The following is a 16,464-nucleotide window of genomic DNA, read 5'->3' as shown; positions in this document are numbered from 1 at the left end:
GGATTTGACCGGCTTTCTTATCATTGGTTTTTGCCAGTCATGCGGAAATTAAGTCGTAAATGACATTTTGATCTGCTTTTCAACTCAAACAAACGACAACCGTTTTCAACATTTATACGGTATTCGTACGGTGCGATTTTTGCTCTGAGTGACAAGATGAACTCAGGCAGTGTGCTGATCCTGAATGCGATCAACCGAAACGTTCGCGATTCTTTTTTGCCAGGCCTTTTCACTTTGCTTTCTGGCAAAAAAATGAGCACGGATCCTGATTTCAAGCGTGTATCCGCTTATCCTGTCCAATTCTTTATGCGGGTCAGTCACTCTTCAAAGCTGCGCTTTGATTTTGAACGAAGACTGAATGGTTTCAAACGCAAAACAATTTTATGGATCCAGATCAAGAGTTCAAAGTAAGCTCAATTTTTGAAAACGGGCGGCAAAGCTCTTTTTAGTCCGAAGAGTATGCCGCCAGTCTGCCAGTCTTTTATTGTGCCCAGATCAGAAACGACAAGCTGCCTTCGAAATTCTCTTTGAAGAAATCTTTTCGTGTGCCTTTGAGAAGGGAAGAAAAGAGAAAAAGAAAAAAGGAGGAGAAACGAAATCTGGCACTTTTTCGATATGAAATGAATAAACCGGCTTATCAACCCAGACGGTTTTTGATCAACAGGTTCAGGAAACAGGAAACGAACGAAATCTGGTTGAATCGATTGCAGGCAAATCCTGCTTAGATTCCGGAGTACTATGAAAAACAGAAATGAATTTCTTCTGATTGTGGATGGCTCTTCCTTATTGGCAACCAGCTACTATGCCTCACTGCCAAGAGCTCTTCGCAAAGAAAAGGATGAAGAAAAAAAGGAGCAGATGTACCCCCGCCTGCTCAAACAGGATAAACATGGCCATTACTGCAATGCCCTGGAACTCTTCTTCCATACCTTATTTACCATTGTCACTTTCCAGCGCCCCAGCCATCTGGTGATCTGCTGGGACGCCGGCCGCAATACGTTTCGTAAAGAACTCTGGCCGGCGTATAAATCGAACCGTCAGGCCACCCCGGCCCCGCTGCGCCAGCAGTTTGAAACGGCTTATGCGCTTTGCGGACAGCTGGGCATCAGCCAGGTGCGTGATACCCGCTATGAAGCGGATGATTTTGCGGGAACGATTGCGACCCGGATGTGTGAATATATTCCGGTGCGCATTCTCACTCGGGATAAAGACTATTTCCAGCTGATCAATGACGAAATCCACATCTGGTATGGCATGGCCGACTTAAAGAAAGTCAAAGCCTGGCGCAAAACCCATAACATGCCCTCGTCCTTGCCAAGCCGGGTGGTGCTGGTGAATGAAGATGTCCTGTATAAGGAATTTGGCTATCATCCCAAAGCGGTTCCCATGATCAAATGCCTGTTTGGCGATCCTTCTGACAATATTCCTGGAGTTTCAGGGATGGGGGAAAATCGCTCGATCAAACTGGCTGAACACTACCATTCTGTGGCCGAACTGTACGATCCGATTGATGCCGTACGCACCAAAGCGGACCGCCAGAAACTGGCGCGCTTATGGCGGACATGGGGCATTACGATCTCCCCTTATTCCGTATTGACCCGCAAGGGAAACGATACAAGACTCAACGCCCGGCAGATGGCTGAAATCTGTTATGAACTGGGCAAGATCCGGACCGATCTGGATCTGGAGGATTGCTTTGAGGGCGAATTCGGGCCTGATTTATTCCGCTGCCAGTTCGATCCCCAGACGATTTTTGATGTCCTTGAACCTTTTGAAATCGAACTGAAAATCGGCCGCAAGAAAAACGGTGTCCCTGGCCGATCTCTCAGCAAACCGAGTGCCGTTTGCCGGGGGACGAAAAAACGGACTTCAGCCCAAAAGGGAGCGCCAGGCGAAAGAAAGAAGTCTGGCTCTTCGAAAGCTTCCACAAAATCTTTCCTGGAAGTTCCAGTAGCCAAGTCCAAAAGCAAAACCGCCAGAAAAATGGCAATGGCTGCTCCAATCGGACCAGCTGCTTCCAATGGAAAAGTGCCAAAAAACGGCCAGCCAGGCAGCGCAGCCTCAAAATCTCGAAAAAAATCTGCCCAGGCTGCTGCTTCTAAAAAACAGATCTTTCTTGAAACCCAAAGGATCCAGGAAGATCTGTTGGCAAAAGAAATTCAGGGGGATGCCCGCCTGAATGCATCCACTGACGCACCGACAACGTCCAGAACACAAACCACACCGCCAAAAAGCCGAAAGCCAAAAGGCAGAAAAAACGCAAATCCAACAAAGACCCGAAAAATGGCAGCCGCAGCTTCTGGACTCTCTGTAACCCAAGAAAATGACTTCTCCTTACAGGCTTTCGAGCAGTTCGAAGCTAGTGAGCCTTTTGAAGTTGTTGTCGCCGGCTTTGATGATGGTCAGGAAGAGGATTACGATTTTGAAGTTTCCAGCCGTTCTTCTTTTGCCAGCCGCTCCAGCTCAAAGCCAAAAGCGGCACCCGGCAGGAAACCATCGCGCCCGACCTCTTTAAATGGGCAAAACCATGGCCCAAGTGAAAAACAAGGCGCCAAAAAACGCCAGGCTCACCCCAGACGCAACCAGCGCAGCTATAAGCAAAAAAAGCAGCCTGGCCACCAGACGCCCCCACAGGTTTAATTCCTCTGGTCCAGGACAGCTGCCAAAAAAGGACCTGAAACAGAACCAGACAAAAGAACCCCAGAATTCATGGATGATCATGAAGTCTGGGGTTTTTGATGAGATTTAAATGAGGTTCAAAGGGGATTCCAATGAGGTTCCAATGAGGTTCAGACTACAGGCCGACTTGAAGAGAACTTTCGCTTTTGTAGTCATCCAGCGGCTTTTTGGACGTAAGATGAGAGTGCGGCCGGTGGCGGAAGGTGCGAAGCTGGAACAGCAGCAGGTAAGCAAGACATGTTCCATTGATCGCGCCGATTTCATCGAGAATCACATCGCGAAACTGGCAGGCCCTGTCGGCGACAAAGCTTTGGTGAATTTCATCAATTCCCGCAAAGAGCAAAGAAAAAAGAACCGCCCCCAGGACAGCTTTCCCGGCCACAAAGCCTAAGGAATCAAAAAACAGATACCACAGAATCCCCATCACCAGATAGACTGAAAAATGAGCGGCTTTGCGGATCAGAAACCGGATCTCGGGCAGGGATTCAAGATGAAGCAGATGGATCAGCCGATCCGACAGAGCCTGGGAATCAGAGCCAGTCTGGCTGGAAAAAAGCCAGATGGCGCAAACAAGAATAAACAATAGAAGCAAGTAGAGAAAGGCCAGCGGCAGATTGGCTTTTCTGTTGGTAGAAGCGCTGTAGGTTGGTGTTTTCATAACTAAATTTTACCGAATTTTCAACATGGAAGGAATGTCATTTTATGCATTTCTGACTTTCAAAACAGGTCTGTCTCTGTCACTTTAGAATTACAGAAAGACTGATGCATACAATGGCAACAAAAGGCCTTTCATATGGTCTGAAATCGATTCGGCCAGGCCGTCAGTGACGGCCTGGTCGAATCCGGGCGGCAAACGTGGTACAGTAATCGCCATATCCGGCACAAGAGGCAGGCATGTTTGGATGCAATCTATTCTTCCACCTTTTACAATGATAAAAACAGAACTCCCACACGCCTGCCTGATTTTTTGTCAAATCTTTACCGGATTGGCAAAAAAACTGGATTGGACTGGTCTTCAAAAATCGGCCTGGATCAAAGGGCAGAGTGGATAGAAGCGTGTCCAAGGAGTATAAAGGTTCGGATCCAAACAGGCTTCTCGTTTTTTTGGGACCTGGTTGAATCCATCCAGAAAAAGGAAAAAGTGAAAACGTATGGTAATTCGACGAATACAGAAGTGGTTTTTCAAGCTCACCCCCGCAAGACTGCTCGTACTCGGGTTTTTAAGCGTCATCCTGAGTGGCGCCTTCCTGTTGTGGCTGCCAATTTCACGCTATGCGGGCGTGCCGCTCAGTTTTCTTGATGCGTTGTTTGAAGCGTGCAGTGCGGTTTGTGTAACCGGTCTGACGGTCGTTGTTCCTGGACAGACGTTTAACCTGTTTGGCCGGACGGTGCTGGCCATTCTGATTCAGATTGGCGGTATGGGGATCGTCCTGGCGGGAATGACGTTTATGCTGGTATCAGGGGGCAAGATCAGTTTTAAAACCCGGGCTCTCTTTGTCCAGGCGCAAAATCTTTCCGGCTATACGGGCCTCATTCATATTGCCAAGTGCATTCTGTATCTGACCTTTGGCATTGAAGCCTTGGGGGCTTTGCTGATGTGGCCGGTGCTGATGATGCATTTCAGTCCTTTGCAGGCGCTTGGCCATGCCGTCTTTTTATCGATCTCGGCGTTTAACAACGCTGGTTTTGATTTGTTTGCAGGCGGTGATTCATTAATTCCGTATGCGAACAATCTGCCGCTGATTCTGGTGGTCAGTGCGCTGGTCATTATCGGCGGCTTTGGCTTTATCGCTATGGTCGATCTGGTCCGCAACCATTTTCGCTGGTCCAGGCTGATGCTGACAACCAAGATTGCCGCCTTCATGACAATCCTTTTGCTGGCGGGCGGTACGATTCTGTTTAAGATCCTGACGCCCCAGACGTGGCTGGAAGCGTGGTTTCAGTCGGTCATCACCCGGACGGCCGGTTTTGCAAGCTACCCCCTCTCCAACTTTTCAACCGGCGCTTTGCTTGTCTTTATCGTGCTGATGTTTATCGGTGCTTCGCCAAATTCGACGGGCGGCGGAATTAAGACCACGACCGCTTTTGCGATCTCCTTAAAAGCCTTTTCCTCGAGCGCCGGTCATGACGAAGATTCTGTGTTCTACCGCCGGATTCCGGACATCTGCTTTACCAAAGCTTCGACGGTGCTCTATTTTGGCCTTTTGGCGGTGCTTTTGGGCACCATTCTGATCTGCGCCTTTGATCCGCAGTTCACGCTGGCGGAAGTGCTGGTGGAAGTGACCAGTGCCCTGGCAACGGTTGGCTCTTCGATCGGGATTACGGCCCAGTTATCCGAGGCCAGTGAGCTGGTCATCATCGCCCTGATGTTTATGGGGCGTCTGGGAACGGTAACGATTGCCAACCTTCTGATTACCGGCAAGGAGCCAAAAGCGCACTATTCCGAAGAAAGCATCCTGATTGGATAAATAACGCTGGCTAAAAAAGCCGCAAAGGAAATAAAACAAAAGAAACAAAAGAAAATTCCAGAAGGTTGGGATCAGTCTGGATCGAAGATCCAGTCCTGCTTGTTGCCTTCTGTTTCAGGATAACGATGAGTCTTAAGCGAAAATGAAACGTGATAAAAAGACTCGCAAATTGAAAGGGAAATCTTCATGCGAAAGAATTTTGACATGTTTAAAAAGAGCCGCTCGGCGTATTGTGTCATCGGCCTGGGCCGGTTTGGTTCCGCCGTTGCCGAAACCCTTGTCGAAAATGGCCAGGATCTGATCCTGATTGATAAAAACCCGGACCGCGTTCGGGAAATGCGCTATCTGACCGACTATGCCTATGTCATCAACCATCTTGACCAGGCTGCTCTTGAAGAAATCGGGGTCGGGGATTGTCAGGTCGCAATTGTCGCGATCGGCGAAGAGATCGCCGCCAACATTCTGGCTACACTCTATTGCCTGAATCTGAAGGTGCCGGTCGTGATTGCCAAAGCCAACAGCAAAGATATGGGCAACATTCTCAAAAAAATCGGGGCGGAAGTCGTCTATCCGGAACATGAAATGGGTGTCCGGCTGGCCAATCAGCTTTCCAACAAGAAAGTCATCGACTACTTCTCGATCTCGGGCAACATTGACATTGCCCAGCTTGAAGCCCCTTCTTACTTTACGGGCAAGCCGCTGAAGGCTTTAGAGCTTCGCCAGAAGTATGGTATTTCGATCATCGCCATCCAGACTCACAATGGAACGATTGAAGAAATCGATCCAAACTACGTCTTTGAGCGCGGGGATATTATCATCGTCATCGGATCCAATGAAAATATTCATAATTTTGAACGTTCCGTTGGAGATTAAAGCAAATCCGGCACATAATTATGCCGGATTTTTTTTGTACAATAAGGCGATACCTGCCTGAAAGGAATAGGTTTCTGGCTTGATTTTCAAAACGATCGGATCTCTTCTGTCTTCAAGTAAAAAAGAAGATCGATTCAAAGCAAGTCCGACCGTAAACCCCAGACCAGAAAATTCCAGACCAGAAACTCTCAGCAGCTTTTTCTGGTTCGAATCTGGCAGGTTCAGACTGGACTCCATACTGACCTGAAAAAGGCCTGCACCAGATCCAGTTCACCCACAAAATCAACCTTGACCATAAATCCCTTAAAATACACGATTAGAAAATACAAGCTTTTTTCCAGTCATCACAAACCATTCCGTCTGGAAAGGAAGCTTACTGAAAGGATGTGACTGTTATGGAAAAATCACTGGTCCTGATTACAGGCATGAGTGGAGCAGGAAAAACCTCCGCAATGAATGCGCTGGCTGATCTTGGCTACAACTGCATTGACAATTATCCAAAAGAACTCCTTCCGGCTTTAGAACAACTGATGGAAAGCGGCGATCCACAATACGACCGGCTGGCTTTAAGTGCAAGCAGCCAGGATTACGTGGATTTCATGAACTTTTTTGATACCCTCAAGCGGCCGCTGCAGGTCGTTTTTGTCGACGCAAGCGATGAAGAATTACTGCTTCGCTATCGGTTTACGCGCCGCCTGCACCCGCTGCTTGTTCACAATGAAGCGTCCACTCTCGAAGAGGCCATTGAGCTGGAGCGGGATTCTTTCCGTTCCCTGGAAGAAAACATGAAGGATACCTTTCATCTGGATACCACCCGCCTGACTCCGCAGGCGCTGGTCAATCTTCTCAAACCATATTTCAAAAGCCAGACTGAACCTGAATTTGCGATTACGTTCCAGTCGTTTGGCTTTAAGCATGGCCTGCCAATGGATGCTGATATCGTTATCGATGTCCGCTGCCTGCCAAACCCCTTCTATGAAGCGGGGCTGAAAAAACTGACGGGCAATGATGAGCGGGTGTACAAATACGTCATGGACAGAGAAGAGACACGCGAATACGTGAAACGCTTAAGCGCTTATCTTGATTTTGTGTTTGACAGCTATCGCTCGCAAAACAAAAACCACATGATCGTAGCCGTCGGCTGCACGGGCGGCCAGCATCGGTCGGTTTCCGTGTGCAACTGGCTGTATGACCACTACAAAGATGAATACAAAGCCTTCAAATCCCACCGCGACCTGGATTTAAGGAATGACGTCGCATGAAAAACGTTGTGGTAATCGGCGGTGGAACCGGACTTTCCGCCATGATGAATGGATTCAAGCATCTGGAAAATGTCAACCTGACTGCCATCATCACGGTCGCGGATGATGGCGGATCAACGGGACGACTCCGCGATATGTATAACGTTCCGGCAATGGGCGATATCCGTCATGTGCTTTGTGCCATGGCCGAAGATGACGAGGATCCATTGTTTTCCCAGCTGATGAACTACCGCTTTTCCGGATCGGAAGATATCGGCGGCCACCAGCTTGGCAACCTGATTTTCCTTGCCATGATGGATCTGACTGGCTCTTACATGGGCGCGGTTGAGGCGATTTCCAAGGTTTTGAAAGTCAAGGGCAACATTTTGCCTTCCACTCTGGATAATGCGATTCTGTATGCTTTGATGAATGATGGAACCTTAGTGCGCGGGGAGAAGAACATCCCCAACGCCAACAACTCCATTGCCAAAGTCTTCTATGAAGACGATATCCGTGCCTATCCGAAAGCCATTGAAGCCATCCGGCAGGCCGATCTGATTATTTATGGCATTGGCTCTTTGTATACTTCAATTCTGCCCAATGTCATTGTAAAAGGCGTTCGCGAAGCGATTGCGGATACGACTTGTCCCAAAGTCTATTTCTGCAACGCCATGACCCAGCCAGGTGAAACCGATGGGTTCTCTTTGGAAGACCATGTGCGCGCCATTGAAACCCATACGTACAAAAACCCCATTGAGATTGCGATCATCAACCGCAATCCGATCGACGAAAAGACACTTGAACGCTATGCCAGACAAGGCAGTGTTCCGGTGGTCCAGAAAGAAGTCGATCACGCCTATAAAGTGTTCCATCGCGATCTGACGATCGTCGATGAAACCGGCCGCATCCGCCATGATTCCAAGGCGATTGCGGATTGTCTGGTGGAAATTCTGGCGATGATGGAAAAGGAAGAAGTTCATGTCGTTTTCAAGTGATGTGAAACAGGAGATCAGCAAGCTTGAGTTTTCAGGCGGGCAGGCTAAAGCGCTTTTATGCGCTTTATTTTTGTCCCGGGCTTCTTTGAACTGGAACCGGGGCGAAACCTGGCTGTCTTTCCAGACCCAGAACGCCTCCATTGCCAAGCTGGTCTTCCGCCTTTTGAAAAGTGAATACCATGTCGATGTGCAGATTGCCTCGATCAGACGGATGAATCTGAAAAAGAACAACATCTATCGTCTGACTGTGTACTCGCAAGCCAGCGAGATTCTCGAAAGCCTGGGCATTCTGCGCACGGGCGGACTGTATAACGTGCCGCCCTATTCGTTAATTCGTTCCGAACGCAACGCCAGAGCGTTCATTCAGGGACTGTTTTTAGCGGCGGGCTCCATCAACTCTCCCAAAACAACCAACTACCATATGGAACTGACCCTGCCTTCACAGGATTTAGCCGTGATGGCCGTGAAAATCCTTGACCGGTTTTATATTCCGGCCAAAATCACGCTGCGCAAGCAATCGTATGTCGTTTACACCAAAGTCGGGGACAAGATTGCCGATTTTCTGCGTCTGCTTGGCGCCAGCCAGTCTTTGTTTACATTTGAAGACCAGCGGATCCAGCGCGATTTCTACAACCAGCTCACCCGCCTGGACAACTGCGAGGTGGCCAATGAGATGAAAACCCAGAAAGCCGCCAGAGAGCAGCTCGAATGGATTGCGATCATTGAAAAATCGGGATGCAAAGTCCCGGAAAAAATCGTCCACGTCATGGAAGCCCGCAAGCAGAATCCTGAGGCCTCCAATGTGGAGCTGTGCGATGCCATCTATGCGATGTATGGGGAAAGTATTACCAAATCCGGCATGAAACACCGCATGGCCAAGATGAAAGAACTTGCGCTTTCGGGGGTGCAGGCATGAGCAGAGCCAGAAACGAGCAAAAGAATCTGGAGTCTGTTTTAGACTCTCAAAGTCCATCCAGCCTCAAAAACGCTTCTTCAATAGAAGATGCTTCTTTAATAGAAGATTCTGCTGTTCTGCTTGCCAAGCAGAAAGAGAAGGGAAAAGAGGAAGGAAAAGAGAAAACTCTCTTTTCCACCCGCCGTCTTTCCCGCACCGCCAGAAGGCACAATTTAAAGACTTCCCAGAGCCAGTCGGATCTTTATTTCAATCTGGGTAAGCGGAGCAGCACTGAGCAGAGGGCACAAAAAAAATCGGCCGTTGAACAGTCAACAGCTGGACAATCAGCCGCAAAACAGCCAGCCGCCAGAGAAGAGACGATGGAGCACGAACCCATCTTTTCACTCACCCTTGATCGATTGTCCGTGGAGGATCGGTTTGGGCGCGAAGAGCTGTATGAAGAAGACGAAGCCGAAAACGATTCGCTTAAAATCGGCGGTGCGTTTGAAACGGATGCGCCCTTTGAAATGGAAGCGTTATTCCAGAAAACCGGGCCGGATCAAAATCGGACCGTTGATCCTTTCAATGGCCGACGCTGGTATACCGATCTGGATTTGGAAGAAAAGAAAACCCTTGAAGTCACCAGTTTTGGACAGGGCGATGCCCCTTCATTATGGCAGGGGATGGTCGAAATGTTCCGGGAGTCTTCACTTCACAAAAAACTCCAGACATCCAGAGTTCTTTGGCTTTCTGTGATGGTTATTGGGCTTTCAGTCTTTGCGGCCGTACTCAATGTCGGGCTTTCAGGCTGCACCAGATCGTTTCAGCTGACCAACCAGACATTTGTGATGGAACTGGGAACGGATGTGTATGCCAATCCGTCGCTTTACATTGAAAATGCCGATCAGGTAGATCTGAGCAATCTTTCGATTGAACCCAGATCGCCGGGCATTACGATTGCCGACAACCGGTTCATTACTGTTTCTTTGGACTATCTGGGGGTGGGTTCGTATGACTTTGTCTTAAAGGATGGAGATGCCGAAACTCCATTTGTCATCAAAGTCAAAGACACCAAGCCTCCAACGCTCAAAAACTCTGTCGAGGCCATTGAAATCGGCTGGGGACAGAAGGTGGACTGGAATGAGGTCTTTGGGGCGACGGACTTATCCGGGGTTTACTATGAACCTTCGTTAGATTTTGAGACCACTGTCGGTGAGCATACCGTAGAGGTCAAAATCCGGGACCGCTTTGGCAATGCGGTTGTCAAAACGGTTAAAGTGACGGTGATCCAATGAAAAAAGCAGATAAAATTCTGGTCAGCTTCTTGCTGGTGCTCTCCCTTGCTTTGCTGATCCCACTGTTCTGGATGCAGGATACGGGAAGCTTTGCCGTTGTGAAGGTACGCAACGAAGAAAAGCTGCGGCTGGATTTAAGCCAGGATGGCGAATATGAAGTCCAGGGAACACTGGGTCCGGTTCATATTGTGGTATCAAAAGGCAAAGTCGAAGTCACGCAGGAAAATTCGCCGTTACATTATTGTTCGAAGCAGGCACCGACGGATAATGGGGTCGTTCCGATTGTCTGCCTGCCCAACGAGACGGTGATTACGATCGAAAATGCCAGTGAAAACAGTGAGGATACAATGATTCAATGAAAAAGCAGAACTTTAAGATCATTACAACCCTGGCGATGTTAACGGCCGTCGGGATTGTCTTGCAGATTGTCGAATCCTTTTTTCCACTGGTCATGGTGATTCCAGGCTACAAAATCGGTCTGGCCAACATTGCCGGATTGTTTGCTCTGTATGCCTATGGAAACAAGGAGATGGTGATCGTGACGGGGCTGCGCGTGTTTATCGCCGCCCTGGCCACGGGAACGTTATTTTCCGTTTCCTTTCTGTTGTCAATGACCGGCTGCACGCTGTCGTGTCTGGCGATGATCCTTGCCAGGCGCTCTCATCTCTTTTCAATTTATGGGGTAAGTGTGTGTGGAGCCGTGTTTCATACCTTTGGTCAGACTCTGGCCATTTCTTTGATTTACCAGCAGTTTTTTATGGCCAGCCTTTTGCCGGTGCTGACAGCGCTGTCGGTGGTGTCAGGGCTGGGAATTGCCTGGATTACAGCCACCCTGTTAAAACGGCTGCGGCCGCGTGAGTGGAAAGCGTACTTGCATCAAGTCGGGCTGGAAAAATGAATCGGCCCGCTTTTTTAATGATTGAAGCCGAATATTCAAGCGGTGAAGGGATTTGACGAAAAAAGAAGAGCCGATTTTCCTGAATGGTTGTATCCTGAAATCAGGGGATAATTGAATAATTAGGTTTACAAAGATGCAAAAGGGTTTGCCAGAGCTGAATGTCTAGTCCTTGTTTGGAAGACGTAAGGATAAAGTCTGGCTTGATCGGCATCAATCCCCTGTGAATTTGTTATACTGAAGTATCTGTGCCACCACCAGGAAAAAGAAAAGGAGGAAAAGCATGGAAAAAGATGTCGAGTACATTGCGCTCGTCCAGATTGAGCGCTCCATGAAAAACGAGATTTCTGCGTTTTCCATGTCCAACTCCCGATTCCTTGAATATTTAAAGACACTGAAAGGCTCACCACTTTCCCCCAACGCTGTTCTCAAGGCGATGGCCATGCTGGAAAAGATGGATGGCAGTCAGCGCAATCCAGGATCAGCCAGAGCGCTCCGATACTGGCAGAACGCGATTCTTGAAGCCTGGGGCAGACCGTTAAAGGGAATGCTTTATGAGTCCATTGAGTTCAATCAGCCGATCTATCCACAGTTTGAGCCAGATGAAAAACTGCTCGCTAAATTTCGACGCTATCCTTCTAAACTTGCCTGGATGGCGGTGATTGGCGCAGCGGTGTTTTTAGGGGTGCTGACAAGCCTGCTGGTACTGGTGTTTCACTGGAATTTCTGGGGGTGCTTCTGGAGCGGCCTGCTGATTTATGGGCTGCTTGCGGCTTACTATTTTCTCTGGTTTGAAAGACGCCTGGAGATCAGGCGCCTGAAGATGATGACAAAACGGATGAGTGAGCCAAGCCGTCAGTTTATCCGCTCTTTACCAGTTCGAAACCTGCCGCTCTTTCCGGATCTCTATGATCTCAAGGAAATGTATGCCGCCTGGAAAGAGGGAAAAGACCGGGCCAGACTGGCACGTCAGAAAGCACGTCAGATTCAACAAGAACGCCGCTTTGGCCTTGACCAGGCCAGAACCCTGGAAAAGCAGCAACGACAACAACAAACCAGGCGCACAACCGCCGCCAATGGCAAGACTTCAAAACCTTCCAGAACTCTGCTTGGCCGCAAGCCGCGCCGCCAGGTCAGTCCGGTTGGCGCATCCCGCGCTGTGCGTTATGCCAATGCTTCTGCTTCTCAGCCGGCTTTGAGCGCTTCTGGTCCTGTTACCCTGAACAATCTGGATCAGACCGGATCGCTTTCGACGGAGGAAAGAGAACAGATTTTAGAGCGGGTAGAAGCCAATGCATTGCGAAATGAGCAGCGAAGACAGAAATCACGCTTTGATATTTCGGTCGATGATCTGCCGGTTATCGATGTGGATCTGTCCCTGTTTGACCTGTCGCGCCAAGAGCCTTCCAACTCGCAGATGTAAATAGAAATGATGCAAAAATCATGCAGATGTTTAAGGACTGCATTCAAAATCAGAACATCAGATCAGGAGTGATCCTGGATCTTACGCAAATGTAGTTTTTAACACGAGTAATCCTAGCGAATGAATAAGCTTGCATCATTCATATTGTTGATTAAATAATCAATACCTAATTCGAGATGAGTTGGCCTATCGCATCTTGGGTTATTGGGCTTAGCGGCAATTGCTATCGTCGATAATAATGATGATAGCTAAACACAATATTTGCGTAAGAGCCGTGATCCTGGTCTTTTTTTCTGTTTGGTTTTCAGTTTTTGAAGGGCAGTTTCTGTTTTCTTTTGCATCGTTTGGCAGTCTGGAGAGCGGATCAGCGAGTTTGTAAATATTGCTCGAAACGATCCATGGAAAGAGTACTGAAGCGAACTTCATGCCCAAATGGGGAAGTGGAGCAAATCTCGTGCATTCAGTCTGGATGAAAAGCCTTTCATGATGCAAAAAAGTCCAGAGTTCCTGGCCAGAATGCGCAACTTTTTAACAGGAGTTTTGTTAATGTTGATCGCAAATTCACAAATTGAATTTTAGATGGTATTATGGGTGCGGTGATGAAGATGAAAAATGCAAACTCTGTTCCAAAGGCAACGCTGCAGAGATATCCAGTTTATCTCAAGGCATTACGCAAACTGCAGAAAAACGGGGTCTCGAAGATTATGTCCCGGGAACTGAGCAATTTCGTAGATATCGAACCAACGACCATTCGCCGGGATTTTTCTTTCCTGGGCAGCCTTGGCAAGCAGGGCTATGGATATGATGTAGACAAGCTGATCGACATCTTCAATTCTGAGCTTGGAGTCGATTTCGACGAAAAAATTATTCTGGTCGGCGCTGGTAACCTTGGGCGGGCCTTATTAAACTACAATAAATGGGATTATGTGGTCGGTGAGATCACCTGTGCCTTTGACACAGACCCTGCTAAAGTCGGCAACATGTTTGGAATTAATGTCTATCTGCTCGATGAACTTGAGCAGCGGATTCCCAAAGGATGCCGCATTGCGATTCTGACCATCTCGGAAGATGTGCAGAATACAGTAGACCGTTTGATCGAAAACGGAATTACCGGGATTGTCGATTTTACCCACCAGCATTTTCAGGTTCCGCATGGAGTTGCTGTCAAAGCTGTCGATGTGGTATCTTCTATCCAGGAACTCGTATTTACAACAAACTCGATGGATTCAACGGCATCGAAGCAGTGAAATTCCTGCAACTCTGGCCTAGAGAGACGGGGCAATGGTGAAACCCGGAGCAGAACCAGGAATTTGAACACCTGCCCAGCCGGACTGGAGAAGTTCTTTAGAATGGTAGACAGTCCCGTTGGCCGCGTTAAGGCCTAATCAAGTGCCCGAAAAGGGAACGCAGGATGGTACCGCGGTAACAATCGCTCCTCACGACTTTTAAGTCATTGAGGAGCGTTTTTTGTTTCCTGCTTTTTTTCACGGCGGTTTGCTGATGACGGGCATGCATGAAACCATACTCACGAAGTTCAGCCAGAAACTTTTACATACAGAAAGGAATTTGAATATGTTAGTCAAAAAACTGAAATCAAATCTTCAGGATTACGATGGAAAAGAAGTCACCCTTCAGGGATGGGTCAGAACCAACCGTAAATCCAAAAACGTCAGCTTCATCGAACTCAACGATGGCTCGACATTCTCCAACTTACAGATCGTCTACACCCCTGAAATGGGAGGCTATGATGAAGCAACAAAGATCACAACTGGATCCGCTATTGAAGTGAGCGGGGTTGTCAAAGTGACACCAGAGGGCAAACAGCCATTAGAAATCAACGCGACAAAAATCACGGTTTTAGGCATGGCTGATCATGATTACCCACTCCAGAAAAAACGCCACAGCTTTGAATACCTGCGTGAAATCCCCCACGTCCGTCCACGTGCCAATACATACTATGCGATCTTCCGTGTCCGTTCCGTATTGTCCATGGCGATCCATACCTTCTTTCAGGATCGCGGATTTGTGTATGTCCACACCCCAGAAATCACCGGAAACGATGCCGAGGGGGCAGGCCAGTGCTTTACTGTCACTACCATCAAAAACCAGGACTATGAAAAAGATTTCTTTGGCAAACACGCTCAGTTAACCGTATCCGGTCAGCTGCACGTTGAACCATTTGCCCTGACTTATCGCAACGTCTATACATTCGGTCCAACTTTCCGGGCTGAAAACTCCAACACAACCCGCCATGCTTCCGAATTCTGGATGATCGAACCAGAAATGGCCTTCGCGGATCTGTCCGATAACATGGATGTGATCGAAGATATGGTTAAATACTGCATCAACTACGTTCTTGAGCACGCACCCGAAGAAATGGCCTTCTTCGAACGGGTCATCGACAAAGACTGCATCAACCGTGTCAAAGCGGTGGCCAGCTCGACCTTCAAACGCATGCCTTATAGTGAAGCCATTGAAGAACTCCAGAAAGCCAAAGGACGTTTTGAAAACAACGATATCTTCTGGGGGATGGATCTCCAGTCTGAACACGAGCGCTACATCTGTGAAGAAGTAGTCGGCGGCCCGGTTTTTTTGACAGACTATCCAAAAGAAATCAAAGCCTTCTACATGCGGGAAAACGAAGACGGCAAGACAGTAGCGGCCTGCGACCTGCTCGTTCCTTATGTCGGCGAACTGGTTGGCGGAAGCCAGCGTGAAGAGCGCTACGACGTTCTGAAAGCCAAAATGGATGCCTTAGGCATGGATGAAGAAATCCTGCAGTGGTACATGGATCTGCGCCGCTTCGGTGGCTGCGTTCACTCCGGATTCGGATTGGGATTTGACCGTATGTTAATGTACCTCTCCGGTATTCAGAACATCCGTGACGTCCAGCCCTATCCACGGACTCCAAGAAACCTGATTTTCTAAATCGAAGAAGTACGCAGAATCAAAGAAGCGCACACTCTCAAAGAAAACAACTCAACAGATCCCAGAACCTTCCTGGCTATGGGATCTGTTTTTATTTGTTCCTGTTCTCTGGTTTAGAAGGACAGGCAATCAATCCCTGTTTGGCCTTAGTCTGGATAAAACGCTTCTGCTCATTTCCTTCGTGTGATGATGAAGGATTTTTTGGTGAGGTCAAATGCTTGCTGACAGGGAAAATGAAAAGAAAGCAGCCTCATAAAACCCCATCACCCCATCTTGTCATTGAAATATCAAATGTATGAAAAACGGCGAAAGCAGTGTGTTCACCGATACTTCTTTCGAATTTCGTAAGAATTTCGGTATTCAAATGTGATTTCGAGCTTTGCAAAACGTCGGATTATGATGATCTAAAGGTCAATTTCAGGCCTTTGAAATCCGCAAAATTGTTCATCATACATAGAAGATTTATTAAAGCAGGATTAAAGATGATTGAATTAAACGGTCTTAAATGCGCCCGGAAAATAGGCTGAAACGGCTTTCTTTCTGTCTGTGGAGGTTAGAGAACTGATTATAATATGTCTACGAATAATGAACAACTTTAAATTCCATGATTTTCAACAGAATCCCACAAAATCCCAATACAGTTGTAAATGGTTTTTATTTAAAGGGTGTCAAGGATAATATTGTCCGTAATTATTAAGAAAATCTAAACAAAATCTTTCCGATCATTTTGCTTTCAAAAACGAGGATTGTTAATCTGTTCGAGTCAACAAGG

At 47.9% G+C, this 16,464-nt stretch carries 13 protein-coding genes; 12 read left to right on the top strand and 1 reads right to left on the bottom strand.

The genetic code is table 11. The annotated features are described in order from the left end of the window. The first annotated feature begins 738 nt into the window (after window positions 1-738). A complete protein-coding gene (locus U4956_RS03190) occupies window positions 739-2,640 on the top strand; it encodes a 5'-3' exonuclease H3TH domain-containing protein (protein WP_323088992.1) in 1,902 nt (633 codons plus the stop codon). A gap of 154 nt (window positions 2,641-2,794) precedes the next feature. Here the strand turns inward: U4956_RS03190 and U4956_RS03185 are convergent, their stop codons facing one another. After that, a complete protein-coding gene (locus U4956_RS03185; protein ID WP_323088991.1) occupies window positions 2,795-3,337 on the bottom strand; it encodes a VanZ family protein in 543 nt (180 codons plus the stop codon). A 493-nt stretch (window positions 3,338-3,830) separates the two neighbouring features. Here U4956_RS03185 and U4956_RS03180 point away from each other — a divergent pair, with 493 nt between their 5' ends. From U4956_RS03180 to asnS, 11 genes are all read left to right on the top strand, one after another. Next, window positions 3,831-5,147, top strand: coding sequence for a TrkH family potassium uptake protein (locus U4956_RS03180; RefSeq protein WP_323088990.1), 1,317 nt, complete (start codon window positions 3,831-3,833; stop codon window positions 5,145-5,147). Between the two features lie 186 nt (window positions 5,148-5,333). Beyond that, entirely contained in the window at window positions 5,334-6,020 is a 687-nt protein-coding gene (locus tag U4956_RS03175) for a TrkA family potassium uptake protein (RefSeq protein WP_323088989.1), read from the top strand. A 395-nt stretch (window positions 6,021-6,415) separates the two neighbouring features. Next, a complete protein-coding gene (gene rapZ, locus U4956_RS03170; RefSeq protein WP_323088988.1) occupies window positions 6,416-7,282 on the top strand; it encodes an RNase adapter RapZ in 867 nt (288 codons plus the stop codon). Continuing rightward, window positions 7,279-8,256 (top strand): gluconeogenesis factor YvcK family protein, encoded by a 978-nt coding sequence (locus tag U4956_RS03165; RefSeq protein WP_323088987.1) that lies wholly within the window; start codon window positions 7,279-7,281, stop codon window positions 8,254-8,256. The genes rapZ and U4956_RS03165 overlap by 4 nt, the downstream gene beginning before the upstream one ends. After that, complete coding sequence (gene whiA / locus U4956_RS03160; RefSeq protein WP_323088986.1) at window positions 8,240-9,172, top strand: DNA-binding protein WhiA; 933 nt, start codon at window positions 8,240-8,242, stop codon at window positions 9,170-9,172. Before U4956_RS03165 ends, whiA begins: the two co-directional genes overlap by 17 nt. Beyond that, window positions 9,169-10,446 (top strand): hypothetical protein, encoded by a 1,278-nt coding sequence (locus U4956_RS03155; protein ID WP_323088985.1) that lies wholly within the window; start codon window positions 9,169-9,171, stop codon window positions 10,444-10,446. The genes whiA and U4956_RS03155 overlap by 4 nt, the downstream gene beginning before the upstream one ends. Beyond that, entirely contained in the window at window positions 10,443-10,805 is a 363-nt protein-coding gene (locus U4956_RS03150; RefSeq protein WP_323088984.1) for a NusG domain II-containing protein, read from the top strand. Before U4956_RS03155 ends, U4956_RS03150 begins: the two co-directional genes overlap by 4 nt. Next, entirely contained in the window at window positions 10,802-11,344 is a 543-nt protein-coding gene (locus U4956_RS03145; RefSeq protein ID WP_323088983.1) for a Gx transporter family protein, read from the top strand. Before U4956_RS03150 ends, U4956_RS03145 begins: the two co-directional genes overlap by 4 nt. A 280-nt stretch (window positions 11,345-11,624) precedes the next feature. Further along, the gene (locus U4956_RS03140; RefSeq protein ID WP_323088982.1) at window positions 11,625-12,764 is read left to right on the top strand and encodes a hypothetical protein; all 1,140 of its coding nucleotides are present in this window, start codon (window positions 11,625-11,627) and stop codon (window positions 12,762-12,764) included. A gap of 605 nt (window positions 12,765-13,369) precedes the next feature. Continuing rightward, window positions 13,370-14,011 (top strand): redox-sensing transcriptional repressor Rex, encoded by a 642-nt coding sequence (locus U4956_RS03135; protein WP_395528677.1) that lies wholly within the window; start codon window positions 13,370-13,372, stop codon window positions 14,009-14,011. A 325-nt stretch (window positions 14,012-14,336) separates the two neighbouring features. Then, on the top strand, window positions 14,337-15,692 hold the full coding sequence (asnS, locus tag U4956_RS03130; RefSeq protein WP_323088980.1) for an asparagine--tRNA ligase: 1,356 nt from the start codon (window positions 14,337-14,339) through the stop codon (window positions 15,690-15,692). Window positions 15,693-16,464: the final 772 nt, after the last annotated feature.

Source organism: Allobaculum sp. JKK-2023 (assembly GCF_034745455.1).
GTDB lineage: Bacteria > Bacillota_I > Bacilli_A > Erysipelotrichales > Erysipelotrichaceae > Allobaculum.
Note: the sequence above shows the minus strand (reverse complement) of the source record. Positions and strands in the feature narration are given on the sequence as shown.